This is a genomic window from Pseudoalteromonas aliena SW19 (genome assembly GCF_014905615.1).
Lineage (GTDB): Bacteria > Pseudomonadota > Gammaproteobacteria > Enterobacterales > Alteromonadaceae > Pseudoalteromonas > Pseudoalteromonas aliena.
Genome location: NZ_AQGU01000017.1, coordinates 106,487 through 120,939 on the forward strand (window position 1 = coordinate 106,487; position 14,453 = coordinate 120,939).

A 14,453-nucleotide genomic window follows, 5' to 3' on the forward strand; every position below is an offset into this window, starting at 1 on the left:
ACATTCCTCTTAAATTACACTACCATAAACGCCATAACTAAAGCATGATTGAATGCATTAAACTTAGTTTATTAATCTAATATTTGATCCCTTCCCTTTCGAATTAAAAGACTTAAAAATGGCCGGCTTTAAAAAACTTATTCTTATACAACTTATCTCTTGGCTATTATGCGTAGTTGCAGGAACTTACTTTATATCCGCTCAGTTTGATAGCGCAGTAAGCGACGCACAAATAAATGCGCAAAATACAATAACGAAATATATTGATAATTCTTCTTTTAATGACGAAGCCGCCCAAAATTTAAAAAACGCGCTTGCCGATGGTAAAACATTCTCACGCTTTACGTTAAGAGACTTCCAAGGGGCTGAAGTATTCACTATAAACTCCCCTGCTCGCCTCCCTGTGTTTGCTCAGTTTATAGAGTCTGTTTTTAATTCTGTACGACCACAGTTTGCAGTTAATACCGCAGCCGATATTAAAGTTGAATTTACAATTAATATTCAGCATCTTGGCGAACAACTGCAAACATCGTTTTTTATTGTGTTTTTTATGTCTGCTATTTTAGTCATTATTCCTGTTATTTTAATGAAATCTATTTTTTATCGTTTGAATAGAAATATCAGTATGACTATTGCCGATGTCATCGATATTTATATCAACCAAAACCAAGCAAGTAACGATTTAAAAATTGCATTAGACGGCTCTAAATTGCAAAAGCTAGGTAAAGATCTCGTGCCGAGCTTTAACCGTTTGTCCTACTTTTTAAAGTCAAAAAATGACGACATTCAAAATGCTGCATTAAGTATTAAACAAGAAGCGTATAAAGATGTAATTACGGCACTTGGCAACCGCAATATGTTTGTTGAGTATTACGAAAAAAATATTGAAAACGTAGAACAAAGTACATTCGGATCACTCGCAATGATCCGCTGTAGCGAACTGCAAATTATAAATCAAACACGTGGCTACCAAAAAGGCGACGAATACGTCAAAGCTGTTGCAGATATAGTTAAACACATAAGTGGCACTTATACAGGCAGCCAAGTGTTTCGATTAAATAGTTCTGATTTTGCTGTCGTACTGCCTCATGTGCCTTTGAAAGAAGCTGAGCGCTTTGGCGAAAACTTACAGTCTCGTTTTACGCAGTATCAACAAAACCAAGAACTAAGCTCAGTAGCTAACACGGGAATTGTGGGCTACGAAAAAGGCAAACCGTTAGGCGAGCTGCTTTCGATTGTTGATAACGCCATGAGTATGGCGCAATCAAAACAAGTAAATGCATGGCACGTTCAACGCGAAACCGACTTAATTAACAATGTAAGTGCAGGTTTTGGTAATCAAAACTGGCGTAAAGTAATTAACGAAGTTATTGAATCCAAGCGCGTTCATTTAGTTATGCAAAACATTATGCCTTTAGGTAAAAACAGTAAAGCCTATGCCGAAATTCAAGTTCGCTTTAAAACCGAAGAAAACCAAACGCTTCCTACCGCTTCGTTTTTAGCAATGGCCGAAAAGCTTGATATGGCCATAGATATAGATAAGTTAATTATTGATTCTTCACTTGAGAAAATAAAAACTCGCAACCTTTCTGAAAAAAACTTTGGGCTGAATGTAACCGCCTCAAGTGCGCATAATGATCAATTTGTCATTTGGTTAGAGCGACGCTTGCTAAAAGATACGCACATTGCGTCAAAACTTATTTTTGAAGTGAGTGAATTTGGTTTACAACAAAATATTAAAGCCAGTAAACGCTTTATTGATATGGTACATCGAGTTGGTGCTCGTATTACTGTTGAACGCTTTGGTGTTGGTTTAACCTCATTTAAATTTTTCCGTGATTTAAAGCCTGACTTTATTAAAATGGATGCAAGCTACACTCGTGGTTTAGAAGATGACAAAAACAATCAATACTTTATGCGACTTATGGTCGACTTAGCACACAGAATAGGTGTTAGCGTGTTTGCAGAAGGTGTTGAAAGTCAAGAAGAAAAGCATATTGTTGAGACTCTTCTTTTAGATGGTGTACAAGGCTATTACATAGAAAAACCTAAAGATATGTAACGGCCACCTCCCAAACACTTATCCCCCTACTTTTTTAGTTTTAAAGTATATATTAGTGTGATCGTTTTTTATAAATTTGTACTATTAAAGTCATAATTTTAAAGTAAAGATCACATACAAATCACAGTATTTTTACACCTTTGTTGTTACCCCTTAAATTAATATCGTTTATTTAAATGATAATCACTGCATATGTTGTTAATCACATCAGAAAAAAGGATAATACCTATGATTTTAATAGCGCGAGGCTCGTATGACTGAATATGTCTTGTTATTGATTGGTACTGTTCTGGTTAATAACTTTGTATTAGTACAATTTTTAGGCTTATGTCCTTTTATGGGCGTATCAGGGAAACTTGATACGGCTATTGGTATGTCTTTGGCGACTACTTTTGTGCTTACGCTCGCCTCTGTTACCAGCTATTTAGTAAATCAGTATATTTTAATTCCACTCGACATCGAGTTTTTGCGCACAATGAGCTTTATTTTAGTGATTGCCGTTGTGGTGCAATTTACCGAAATGGTGGTACGTAAAACGAGCCCAACTCTGTATCGCTTATTAGGAATATTTTTACCGCTAATAACCACTAACTGTGCTGTATTAGGTGTCGCCTTATTAAATATCAAAGAAGATCACTCATTTTTACAATCGGCAGTGTATGGTTTTGGCGCTGCGGTTGGCTTTTCGTTGGTGCTGGTATTATTTGCAGCATTACGTGAGCGTTTAGCAGCAGCTGACGTACCCACCCCTTTTAAAGGCGCCTCTATTGCCATGATAACCGCAGGCTTAATGTCGATGGCGTTTATGGGCTTTACCGGATTAGTGAAATTTTAATATGACCTTGTTTTATGCCTTAATTGCGCTTGGCTCACTAGCGCTGGTTTTTGGGTTGATTTTAGGATTTGCTGCGATAAGATTTCGCGTAGAGAGCAATCCCATTGTTGAGCAAATAGACACCATTTTACCGCAAACCCAGTGCGGACAATGTGGCTACCCTGGTTGTCGTCCCTATGCAGAAGCAATTGCAAATGGTGATGAAATAAATAAATGCCCACCTGGCGGCGAAGCAACCATGAAAAAGCTTGCAGGCTTAATGGGTGTTGATGAAAAACCACTTGCCGGCGGCGAACAAGCAGAGCCAATAAAAACAGTAGCCTACATTCGCGAAGACGAATGTATTGGCTGTACTAAGTGTATTCAGGCTTGCCCTGTTGACGCTATTTTAGGCGCTACTCGCCAAATGCACACGGTATTAATTGATGAATGTACCGGCTGCGATTTATGTGTTGAGCCCTGCCCTGTAGATTGCATTGATATGCTGCCTGTAGCCGAAACTAAACAAAACTGGAAATGGCAGCTAGATGCTATTCCAGTTACACAAATAGATTAGAGGTTTGAGTGGATAAGTTACTTGAACAAATAAAAAAAGGGGTTGTTTGGCCATTTTCTGGCGGCATACACCCACCACAACAAAAATCACTCTCTAATAGTGCGAGCATTACGCGCCTACCATTGCCCGATAAGCTCGTAGTGGCGCTAAAGCAACACATAGGCGCAAACGGTAAGTTACTTGTCGAAAAAGGCCAACATGTACTTAAAGGCCAAGCTTTAACGGCTCCTACTGCAAACTGGTCAGTACCTGTGCATGCACCAAGTTCGGGTATTATTACTGACATAGCTCCACAGCCTTCGGCGCACCCTTCTGCATTACCAGAGCTAAGTGTTGTTATTGAACCAGATGGTAAAGATGAATGGGTGGCACTTAACCCAATTAATAATCCAACAACGCTGAGTCACGACGAATTAGTAAATATAATTCATCAAGCAGGCATTAGCGGTATGGGCGGCGCAGGTTTTCCTACCTATATAAAAGCTGACACAAAGCAACCGATTGAGTTTTTGATTGTTAATGCGGTTGAGTGTGAACCCTATATTACAGCCGACGACACCTTAATGCGTGAGCATGCAATTGAGGTCATTCAAGGCCTGGAACTCATGCAACAGTTGCTAAACCCAACGCTATGTATTGTAGGCATTGAAGATAACAAACCCGAAGCTATCATAGCGATGAGTAAGGCGGCTGAGCATAACGAAAAAATAATTGTGCAAACGGTCCCGACTATTTACCCATCGGGCGGTGAAAAACAACTTATTAAGTTACTCACTAATCGTGAAGTGCCAAGCGCCGGCATACCGGCTGACATTGGCGTACTTGTACACAACACAGGTACATTGTTTGCCGTGCAGCAAGCTGTGTACGAAGGTAAGCCACTCATTGAACGAGTAGTGACTGTTACGGGTAATACTATTCATAAACCAGGTAATGTGTGGGCTTTATTAGGCACTGAAATAAAACACTTACTTGATTGCCAAGGTTTTTCACCTGTACCACAGCAACGCGTTGTTATGGGCGGCCCGATGATGGGCTTTACTCTGCCCACAGTCCGTATTGGCGTTGTAAAAACAACTAACTGCATACTAGCGCCTGATCATAAAGAACTTGCAGAGCCTGGCCCTGAAAAAGCCTGTATTCGCTGTAGTGCGTGTGCTGATGCTTGCCCTGCCTCTTTATTACCGCAACAATTACAATGGTTTGCTAAATCAAAAGAATACGACAAACTCCAGGAACACAATTTATTTGATTGTATTGAATGTGGTGCATGTGCCTATGTTTGCCCAAGTGAAATCCCACTTGTGCAATACTACCGTGTCGCCAAAATGGAAATAAAAGAACAACAGGCTGATAAAATTAAAGCCGATCGCGCAAAAGAGCGTTTTGATGCACGTAAAGAGCGCTTAGATCGCGAGCAAGAAGAAAGGCAAAACCGTCATAAACGCAAGCCTGCGGCTAAATCAGCTGACGAGAAACAAAAAGTGGCTGATGCGCTAGCCCGCGTTAAAAGTAAATCAGATAATGGCGATGAAAAATCGGCTGTTGCTGCCGCTATCGCCCGTGCTAAAGCTAAAAAACTCGGCGATCAATCAGCTGAGTTAGAGCCTGATAATAGTGAAGTCGCAAAAGAACGCGCACTTCGTAAAGAACAAGCGCGAAAATATAAAGATCAAAAATCTCAAACAGATGAATCAGCCGTGAGTGAAACGCCACAAAGCGATGCACCAGTTGATGACAAAAAAGCCGCCGTTGCCGCTGCTATTGCCCGCGCTAAAGCTAAAAAAGCAGCGCAAGCAAATGAAGCTACTGAGCCTGCTGAGAGTGAAGTGCCGCAAACTGATACGCCAGTTGATGATAAAAAAGCTGCGGTAGCCGCTGCTATTGCTCGCGCCAAAGCCAAAAAGGCGGCCAAAGCATTAGAAGACGCAGAGCCAACCGTGAGTGAAGCACCACAAACTGATGCGCCAGTTGATGACAAAAAAGCAGCCGTTGCCGCTGCGATTGCACGCGCCAAAGCCAAAAAGGCGGCCAAAGCATTAGAAGACGCCGAACCAGTCGTTAGTGAAACGCCACAAAGCGAAGCGCCAGTTGATGACAAAAAAGCAGCCGTTGCCGCTGCTATTGCACGCGCCAAAGCGAAAAAAGCAGCTAAAGCATTAGAAAATGCAGAGCCTGCCATTAGTGAAGCGCCGCAAACCGACGCACCAGTTGATGACAAAAAAGCAGCCGTTGCCGCTGCGATTGCCCGTGCCAAAGCCAAAAAGGCGGCTAAAGCACTTCAAGACGCAGAAACACCAAGCGCACCCGATAATACTGACAATTCATCTAGCTCTATTGACGCTAACGTACCTAAATCAAGCGACGATAAGAAAAAAGCAGCTGTTGCTGCCGCTATTGCCCGAGCAAAAGCCAAAAAGTTACAAAAAGAAGGAAATGATCAGTCATGAAATTAACCATGGCCAGTTCGCCGCATAATCACAGTCATAAATCGTTAACGCGATTAATGCTCACCGTTATAGCTGCGTGTATTCCTGGACTCATTGCTCAAGTTGTATTTTTTGGCACTGGCGTGCTCATTCAGTTAGTACTGGCATTAACTGCAGTAACGGTTTTTGAAGCGGCCATAATGTTTTTGCGTAAGCGCCCTATTTGGCCTGCATTAAGTGATGGCAGTGCGTGGCTAACCGCTGTGTTATTAGCGTTAAGCATTCCGCCTTTAGCCCCGTGGTGGATAATTATTATTGGTTGCTTATTTTCTATTGTTATCGTTAAACAATTATATGGCGGCTTAGGGTTTAACTTATTTAACCCTGCAATGGCAGCCTATGTACTGTTATTAGTCTCATTTCCGGTGCAAATGACCTCATGGTTACCAGTGACTGATTTATTAAATAACCCGATTGGATTTACTGAACAACTGCGCATAATATTTACCGACTTCACCTCTCTTGGTTACAGCTTAGACCAAGTCCGTGCAGGTATTGATGGCATCACGATGGCAACACCTCTTGATACTATTAAAACCGATATTGGCCACGGCTTAACGGTGACCGAAAGCATGCAAAAATCATTATTTAATGAATGGGCAGGCCTTGGCTGGGTGTGGGTTAATTTAGGCTTTTTAGCCGGTGGTTTATACCTACTTAAAGAAAAAGTCATTAACTGGCATATCCCAGTGAGCTTTATTGCAAGCTTAGCTATGTGCAGCGCCATTGGTTATATTGCAGCGCCAGGAACTGAGCCTGGTACAATATTTCACTTATTAAGTGGTGCCACTATGATGGGGGCATTCTTTATTGCGACCGATCCTGTCTCAGCCGCAACAACTAATAAAGGTCGTTTAATTTACGGTGCTTTAATTGGTCTACTTGTGTATTTAATTCGTACTTTTGGTGGTTTTCCGGATGCCGTTGCGTTTGCAGTGCTGTTATTAAACATTGCAGTGCCATTGATTGACTACTACACGCAACCACGTACTTATGGGCATGGAGCAGTAAAATGATTATTTCATCTATGGCTAAAAATGGCGCTATTTTAACCGCATTTGCCCTTGTAACCACGGGGCTCGTTGCGTCAATTAATGCATTAACAGCCGATAAAATTGCCGAACAAGAGCAATTACATCTGACGTCTCAATTGCAAGAAGTGCTTGACCCGAGTACTTACGATAACGCGCTTTCAACCGATTGCGTTATTATTTCAGATGAACGGTTAGGCCCTTATGCTAATCAAATAATTTATCGCGCCCGCAAAAATAACAAACCCGTTGCCCTTGTTGTAAGGCATGTCACGCCAAGTGGTTACAGTGGTGACATTAACTTGCTAACGGCCGTTTTAAGTGATGGTACTATTGCAGGCGTGCGCACCACTAAACACGAAGAAACCCCTGGTTTAGGTGATAAGGTAGAAGTTAAAAAATCCTCTTGGATCACCACCTTTAAAAGTTTAACAGTGCAAAGCGAAAACGATGCTCGCTGGGCTGTTAAAAAAGACGGGGGACAATTTGATCAGTTCACAGGAGCCACCATTACGCCTCGTGCAGTGGTTGGCTCAGTAAAAAACGCAGTACTGTTCGCACAGAGTGAATTTGATGCTATTTTTGCGGCACCTAACGCCACATGTGCAGAGGTAACTAAATGAGCGAATTAAAAACATTATATAAAGAAGGTGTATGGGTAAACAACCCTGCCCTAGTGCAGCTGTTAGGCCTGTGCCCGCTGCTAGCTGTTACTTCTACAATCACTAACGCATTGGGCCTAGGGCTTGCAACACTGCTTGTTTTAGTCGGCTCTAACGTAAGCGTATCAATCGTAAGAAACTGGGTACCAAAAGATATTCGTATTCCGGTGTTTGTCATGATCATCGCAGGCTTTGTAACCATAGTGCAGTTACTCATGAACGCCTATACATTTGGGCTTTACCAATCATTAGGGATTTTCATTCCGTTGATTGTTACTAACTGCGCCATTATTGGCCGTGCTGAAGCCTACGCATCTAAAAACCCAATTCACCTATCAGCCTTTGATGGCTTAATGATGGGCTTGGGCTTTATGATTGTGCTGGTCGTTTTAGGTGCTATGCGTGAACTAATTGGCCAAGGTACGTTATTCGACAGCGCCGATTTATTACTAGGCCCGTGGGCACAAAGCTTACGCATTGAAGTATTTAGCTTTGATAACCAATTTTTACTCGCCATTTTGCCACCCGGCGCATTTTTAGGCCTAGGGCTGCTTATTGCGGCTAAAAACGTAATAGACGCACAAATAAAATCAAAACAAATCGCACCGCCAGAGGCTGAAAAAGGCCCTCGTGCACGTGTTACTAGTTTAACTTAAGGGGAAAGCGCATTAACTTAGCAAAAGCTAATGCGTTTTAAGTTGCATGAATAAAGAAAAACGTCACCAAATACTGTCTCGCTTACGCGATAACAACCCACACCCAGAAACCGAGCTTGAATATTCAAGCCCGTTCGAATTACTGGTAGCCGTAACACTTTCAGCACAAGCAACCGATGTCGGTGTTAATAAAGCAACCCGAAAACTATTTCCTGTTGCCAATACACCACAAGCCATTTTAGATATAGGCCACGACACACTGCGTGATTATATAAAAACAATCGGTTTATTTAATTCAAAAGCGGCCAACGTGTATAAAATGTGCCAAATATTGGTAGATGAACATAACAGCATCGTGCCAGAAAATCGTGAAGCCCTAGAAGCCCTTCCAGGCGTTGGCCGTAAAACAGCTAATGTTGTACTCAATACCGCCTTTGGCTGGCCTGTAATAGCCGTGGATACACATATATTTCGTGTTTCTAATCGTACCAAGCTTGCTATGGGTAAAGATGTTGTCGCCGTAGAACAAAAGCTTGAAAAAGTAGTGCCTGCTGAATTTAAAGTAGACGTGCATCATTGGCTAATATTACATGGGCGTTATACCTGCGTAGCACGTAAACCAAAATGCGGCAGCTGTATTATTGAAGACTTATGTGAGTTCAAAGATAAGACTGAGTAGGTTTGAGTCAAGATCAAAGTTATACATGTTATACTCTGATCTGTTTTAGCATTGAAATATCGGTCCATTGAGCAAATAAATCTTTTAAGCGCAATATTGTTAACTATAAAACTAAGGTTAGTTAGAGTTTTCCCCTTTTATCATCATATTTAAACGCTTTGTATTCCGATCCGCTCTTTAATCCACAAGAATGAGTATGTGTATTCTTAAAAGTAATTGGAATAGTTTGACCACAAGGAAGGACATTATAATTGGGTGGTAAATTTGGTCCACACTTTTGAACATCAAAGTGCAAGTGAGGGCCCCCACTTTGTCCGGTATTACCACTTAACCCTATAATATCTCCCGCTTTTACTTTATCTCCTTTTGATACAAAGGAGCCATTTTCTGTAAGGTGGAAATATCTTGCTACTGAGCCATCATCATGTTGAATAAAGATATAATTTTCTTCCAAATCTTTATTATTTCCATCTTCAAAAACCTCTCGAACACTTACGACTTCACCCTCTCTAGATGCAACTATTTTAGTACCAATAGGCATTACAAAATCTATTGCAAAAGTACCTACCCCATTATTCGAGGCGCGATAATGCTCTGTAGCAGCATAAACACTTCTTGTGGTGCCCACTTCGTAAGGTAACAAATAGACTGAATTTTCTAGATCTGGAAATACAGTGCAATCGACCACCGGCTTTGAGCAAGCAGCTAAAGAAATAGGGATTAATAACGAGCTTACAACAAATTTTTTCATCAATACTTTCCTCTATAAACTGTATTAGTCGCTTAAAGTACCACAAAGGTTTAAAGGTGTTGAAAATTAAACTACCAATCTGAGAAAAAGCAGATACCAAATAAAATAAGCTTTCAATCTACTTTAATTATATTTTGGCTAGCCTACCATCGCGGTAGATACGCATATTGACCGCGTATCTAACCGTACCAAATTTGCGATGGGCAAAAACGTAGTCGAGGTTGAGAAAAAACTTTTAAAGGTTGTACCAGCTGAATCTAAAGTCGATGTACATCACTGGCTGATTCTACACGGGCGTTATACTTGTACAGCCCGCAAACCAAAATGCGGCAGCTGTATTATGAAGACTTGTGTGAATTTAAAGATAAGACTGAATAACCTTAATTTCGTTTAGAGCGATAAACAGACTTTGAAGGTGATAACCTGATGGTCTGCTCCCAGCTCATAGCTACCGTTCACATTCGATTTTAAGGTTAACTAAGAGCCTAGAGAAGGCACAAGGAAACTCCCTTTAATAATTATTCTTTATGTACTTTTCGATTCATAACCTTCATAGGTATATTAATGAAACTGCTATTTAACCACTCTATTTCAAGCGGTATAGCACCATCTGCATTGGTTTCATCGCTAACATCTTTTCCTGTACCAAAATTGATTTGAGCCATTTCATTTTTATTGACATTCAAAACGACGACTAATCGGCTTCCTTTTTTAAATAACTTACCTGTCATACGAGTATCTTTAAAAGGAATTGTTTCTACTTTACCAGCGGTAAGTAATTGTCGAGTGCTAGGATCTTTTGCATAACTAGCTCGACCAATATAATACAAAAGCTCAAAGTACTTTCCGTTAGGTGTTAACTCATAAAACGTCATACCCAAATCAAAATCTTTTTTATTAATTTTTACTTTTATTTCACCAGAAAAGCTACCGTGTACTGAAGTATCTTGTTCAAATGGAGAACTCACAAAAGTAAAACCTGTTGGGTCAGTTAGTTGTTCTTTGATAATTGGCCAATAATAGGATTCGGTATTAGTACTTGTTGTTCGATCGGCTAAATCAACAACTTGCTTCAATGAGTCTACTTTGCTGCTAATTTTTTTAGTTAATAGGTAAGTACTTTTATATTTCTTAGTACTTAAGTAAAAGCGTTGATAGTCATTATTTAGCTCTGCCAATGAATTCGCATGCTGCCAAGAATTGTCCCCCATCAGTTGATAGTTAACTTTACTTTTAACTAAATCAGGCTTTTTTTTACCTTTTAAAACATAGTCAAACCATTGAAATGCAAGTTCTGTTCGATCTAATACTGCTCTGGGATCTTTCTGATAACCATTAATTGTTTTTGATTTACTAAAAAAGTGGTTATAGGGGCCAATAACCCAGTAATGTACAGCGTTTTTATTATATTTTAAATGTTGATTTAAATAATATAATGCGGATATATGACCATCGTCATAATAACCATTTATAGATAAGATAGGGATATTGATTTCACTGTATTCATTTTTCCTTGGCCCCATGTCTAGCCAATAATCATCGTGAGAGGGATGATTTAAAAACTTTTGTAATAAAGGGTTTGGTGTACCTTCTATTTTATCGATATCACGATATGAACGACCACTCAAATACCAGTCATTTATCGCTTTATTCCAATAGCCCCTATCATTGTTTATCTTATTATCTAATGTCTTGTTATTCATTACATAAAACGGCCACTGATAATTAGGCGTAATAAAAATATTATTTTCCATCGGCAAACCTTGCATCGGGTTGTTGGCAACAGAAGGTACAATTGTTTTTAAAGCTGGATGCATATGTTTAGCTGCGGCCCATTGAGTAAACCCCAAATAACTACCGCCATACATAGCAACACGTCCGTCACTAAAGTCTTGTTTACTTATCCAGTCAATTACGTCATTAATATCTTTTGCATCATGTTCATACGGAATAATTTGGTCTGGGCTTAACCGCTTACCTCTGGTGTCAACAACAATGCCAATATAACCGTGTTTGGCGGCATTTATTGCTGTTTTAATATGTTCCTTTACATCAGCATAAATATGAAGCTGTAAAGCTGTTGGTTGAGGCTTTTCCATACTATTGGAACGAACAATAACGGCAGAAAGTGTTGCTCCACTAGTCGTTTTTATCAATACATCAGTTTTGATGATGAAATCTTCACTATGAGTTACTTTTTTATCTTGAGAAGACTCTGTTCCGTACGCTGTTTGCGTGAAAATAGTTATAAAGCAGTAAAGACTCAAATAGATTATATTTTTTAATATCATTATGTAGTCAATGTGTTATTAAAGAGAATTGAACAATATCTAAAAAATAAAATAGAGTCGTGATTTGTCGATGATTAATGATGATTAGTTGTGATTTAAGGTATAATTCTATTTAACAATTAAACTAAGATATTTTTGAATGGCTGATATAACATACAAAATCAATGACATAATATTTTCAGAGGTAGAACAGACACTTTCTTTCGAAAAACACACCATTGAGCTTGAAGTTAGAGAGTCAGGAGTTTTAGCCTATTTTTGCAAGCATGCTAATCAACAGATCACCCGAAATGAATTAATTGATAACGTATGGCATGGACAAATTGTTACCGATAATGCAGTAAATCGGGTTATTACTAAGCTAAGAAAAGCACTCGGTGATGACGCAAAAAATTCAAAATTCATTCAAACTTTGCCGCGTATAGGTTATAAATTAATTGCTACTACAAATTTGATCGAGCCAAGTAAACTTGAAAGCACAGACTTAAGTCAACCGTCATACAAATGGAAAGTAGCCACTTTTTTTCTGCTAATAGCCGCGACTTATTTAGTATTAGTATTTAACACACCAGAGATTAAACCACTAAAAACTGTTACGGCATTAACACGAGATGCAGGGTTAGAAAGTGATGCTGTTATATCTCCTAACGGTAAATTTTTAAGTTACAGCAGCCGAAATAAGGGATGGAAAAAACTTGTTATTAAGAATACAGCCACAGGCGCTATTTCTCAGCTAAATAATAATGCAGGCGATGCGAGTTCTGCAACTTGGTCAGCAGATAGCACTAATATTATTTATATGTATAACAATCGTGCTGTTTGCCAAATTAAACGAGTATTTCTATTGGACAACGCAATAAGCAGGGAAGAGGTTATACATAATTGTCCAATTGGCAGCTATGGTCGAGTGTCATATAATCATAACAATTCGAAAATTGTCTACAGTGAAAGAAGAACGCCTGAGCAGCCTTATTTATTATACACATTGGATATTCAGAGCGGTTATAAACAAAAGTTAAATCAACCTCCTCCTTTCAATGCAGGGCACATTTTTTTTGATTTACATCCAAATGAAGACAAATTACTACTTTCGACTCCTGACGAGCAGCAATGGCACGCTTTTTACCTGCTGGACTTAAAAGAAAATACTTCTACTTATTTATTTAAAAAAGACGAATATATTTGCTGTGCGATTTTCAATCATACAGGCAATAAAATTGTGGTGATGGGCCCTTACCCTAATCAGAGTTTGGTTGAAACGGACTTTACAGGTAATAACACTACAAAAATTATAAATAGTACTCATCTTATAAGTCCAGTCAGCCGTATAAATAACAGTACGGACTATATCTACAGCGGTAGCCTGCTTAACTTTGATATAAGCTTTTATGATGAAAAGTTAAAAACCAGTGTGGCTGTTATTGATTCTTCTGTTGTTGACCGATTACCCAATATTTCAAATGATAATCAACAGCTAGCCTATATATCGAGAGAGGCGAATACAGCGCAAGTTTGGCTTTACAACGTTAATAATCACTCTAGAAGCCAAATATCTCAGTTTACTGATCACCAGCATTATCAAGATCTACTATTTTCCCCTGATAATATAAAGTTAAGTTTGTTAATGCCTTATGGCATAAAGCTGTTAAATATAAGTACTAGAGAAGCTCAACTCGTAAAAATTCCACAACAAGTGGCTCGGGGAATGTCATGGTTTGATGAAACTACTTTGGCTTTTAGCCTAAAAGTTGAAGACAAATGGCGAGTTCACCATTACTCTATTATTACTGAAGAAATCACTTTAATTGATGAAGATTGGGCATATATTAAATACAGTAAAAATCCAAAAGAAACAGCGTTTATATCTCAAAATAACGAGCTTTATATTAACGAGAATCGTATTAATTTGGCAAAGTTTAATATGATTGATTACACCCGTATCTTTAATTTCCAAGTGAAAGACGATCACCTGTACTACCTCGATAATTTATCCAACTCATTGAATGTTATTAAAATGAATTTAACAAACCAACAACAAGAATCATTGTTAGAAAATGTATACCCTACTAAATTAACTATTGTAGAAAACGGGGTTTATTATACTCATATGAAAAGCCATAGCAGCGATATATTTAGAACACTAAATCAAGACTAAAACAACAAACTAAACAAGACAGTCACTCTAATTGAACAAACAAAGCTATTTCACTTTTTAGGTTAAGAACTGATCTTTTACTACTGGGCTACTTTTATTTCATCCATTAATGAAATCATTAACCCTTAAACCTGAGCTATGGGCATGAAAATGGCTGCATGCTGCAGTTTTTACTACGTAGTTTAAACTTTATGCAAGCAGCTTTCGCAGTTACTGCTATTCACTCTGTTTTTTTAGCTTAATTTTTCACCGTAACTTGCTTGAGATGACGGTCTGCCAACTACGC

At 39.0% G+C, this 14,453-nt stretch carries 11 protein-coding genes and 1 pseudogene; 10 read left to right on the plus strand and 2 right to left on the minus strand.

Annotation, left to right across the window (positions count from 1 at the left end; translation table 11 throughout):
* The first annotated feature begins 118 nt into the window (after positions 1-118).
* From PALI_RS00680 to nth, 8 genes are all read left to right on the plus strand, one after another.
* Complete coding sequence (locus tag PALI_RS00680; protein WP_138586978.1) at positions 119-2,062, plus strand: EAL domain-containing protein; 1,944 nt, start codon at positions 119-121, stop codon at positions 2,060-2,062.
* Positions 2,063-2,315: 253 nt separating this feature from the next.
* The gene (gene rsxA, locus PALI_RS00685; RefSeq protein ID WP_008134172.1) at positions 2,316-2,897 is read left to right on the plus strand and encodes an electron transport complex subunit RsxA; all 582 of its coding nucleotides are present in this window, start codon (positions 2,316-2,318) and stop codon (positions 2,895-2,897) included.
* Position 2,898: 1 nt separating this feature from the next.
* Complete coding sequence (rsxB, locus tag PALI_RS00690; RefSeq protein WP_007379057.1) at positions 2,899-3,453, plus strand: electron transport complex subunit RsxB; 555 nt, start codon at positions 2,899-2,901, stop codon at positions 3,451-3,453.
* 8 nt (positions 3,454-3,461) lie between these two features.
* Entirely contained in the window at positions 3,462-5,903 is a 2,442-nt protein-coding gene (gene rsxC / locus PALI_RS00695; RefSeq protein ID WP_193154445.1) for an electron transport complex subunit RsxC, read from the plus strand.
* Positions 5,900-6,958, plus strand: a complete 1,059-nt coding sequence (rsxD, locus tag PALI_RS00700) for an electron transport complex subunit RsxD (protein ID WP_193154446.1) — start codon at positions 5,900-5,902, stop codon at positions 6,956-6,958. The genes rsxC and rsxD overlap by 4 nt, the downstream gene beginning before the upstream one ends.
* Positions 6,955-7,596, plus strand: coding sequence for an electron transport complex subunit RsxG (gene rsxG / locus PALI_RS00705; protein ID WP_193154447.1), 642 nt, complete (start codon positions 6,955-6,957; stop codon positions 7,594-7,596). Before rsxD ends, rsxG begins: the two co-directional genes overlap by 4 nt.
* On the plus strand, positions 7,593-8,291 hold the full coding sequence (locus tag PALI_RS00710) for an electron transport complex subunit E (protein ID WP_193154448.1): 699 nt from the start codon (positions 7,593-7,595) through the stop codon (positions 8,289-8,291). Before rsxG ends, PALI_RS00710 begins: the two co-directional genes overlap by 4 nt.
* A gap of 46 nt (positions 8,292-8,337) precedes the next feature.
* Positions 8,338-8,970 carry an endonuclease III gene (gene nth / locus PALI_RS00715; protein ID WP_193154449.1) on the plus strand — a complete coding sequence of 211 codons (633 nt, stop codon included), beginning with the start codon at positions 8,338-8,340 and terminating at the stop codon, positions 8,968-8,970.
* 121 nt (positions 8,971-9,091) lie between these two features.
* On the opposite strand, the gene PALI_RS00720 is transcribed toward nth, so the two are convergent.
* A complete protein-coding gene (locus tag PALI_RS00720) occupies positions 9,092-9,721 on the minus strand; it encodes a M23 family metallopeptidase (protein ID WP_193154450.1) in 630 nt (209 codons plus the stop codon).
* Positions 9,722-9,863: 142 nt separating this feature from the next.
* On the opposite strand from PALI_RS00720, the pseudogene PALI_RS00725 reads away from it, so the two are divergent.
* Positions 9,864-10,099: pseudogene (locus tag PALI_RS00725) on the plus strand (endonuclease III); the annotation flags it as partial.
* Positions 10,100-10,239: 140 nt separating this feature from the next.
* Here the strand turns inward: PALI_RS00725 and PALI_RS00730 are convergent.
* Complete coding sequence (locus tag PALI_RS00730) at positions 10,240-12,012, minus strand: CocE/NonD family hydrolase (protein WP_193154451.1); 1,773 nt, start codon at positions 12,010-12,012, stop codon at positions 10,240-10,242.
* Between the two features lie 139 nt (positions 12,013-12,151).
* Between PALI_RS00730 and PALI_RS00735 the strand changes: the two genes are divergently transcribed.
* Entirely contained in the window at positions 12,152-14,167 is a 2,016-nt protein-coding gene (locus tag PALI_RS00735; protein ID WP_193154452.1) for a winged helix-turn-helix domain-containing protein, read from the plus strand.
* The last annotated feature ends 286 nt before the right edge of the window (positions 14,168-14,453 follow it).

What these genes read in the sequence shown, in the direction of transcription:
- PALI_RS00720 (WP_193154450.1), bottom strand. Translation starts at nt 9,721, where the DNA reads ATGAAAAAATTTGTTGTAAGCTCGTTATTAATCCCTATTTCTTTAGCT.
- nth (WP_193154449.1), top strand. Translation starts at nt 8,338, where the DNA reads ATGAATAAAGAAAAACGTCACCAAATACTGTCTCGCTTACGCGATAAC.
- rsxA (WP_008134172.1), top strand. Translation starts at nt 2,316, where the DNA reads ATGACTGAATATGTCTTGTTATTGATTGGTACTGTTCTGGTTAATAAC.
- PALI_RS00680 (WP_138586978.1), top strand. Translation starts at nt 119, where the DNA reads ATGGCCGGCTTTAAAAAACTTATTCTTATACAACTTATCTCTTGGCTA.
- PALI_RS00730 (WP_193154451.1), bottom strand. Translation starts at nt 12,012, where the DNA reads ATGATATTAAAAAATATAATCTATTTGAGTCTTTACTGCTTTATAACT.
- PALI_RS00710 (WP_193154448.1), top strand. Translation starts at nt 7,593, where the DNA reads ATGAGCGAATTAAAAACATTATATAAAGAAGGTGTATGGGTAAACAAC.
- PALI_RS00735 (WP_193154452.1), top strand. Translation starts at nt 12,152, where the DNA reads ATGGCTGATATAACATACAAAATCAATGACATAATATTTTCAGAGGTA.
- rsxG (WP_193154447.1), top strand. Translation starts at nt 6,955, where the DNA reads ATGATTATTTCATCTATGGCTAAAAATGGCGCTATTTTAACCGCATTT.
- rsxD (WP_193154446.1), top strand. Translation starts at nt 5,900, where the DNA reads ATGAAATTAACCATGGCCAGTTCGCCGCATAATCACAGTCATAAATCG.
- rsxB (WP_007379057.1), top strand. Translation starts at nt 2,899, where the DNA reads ATGACCTTGTTTTATGCCTTAATTGCGCTTGGCTCACTAGCGCTGGTT.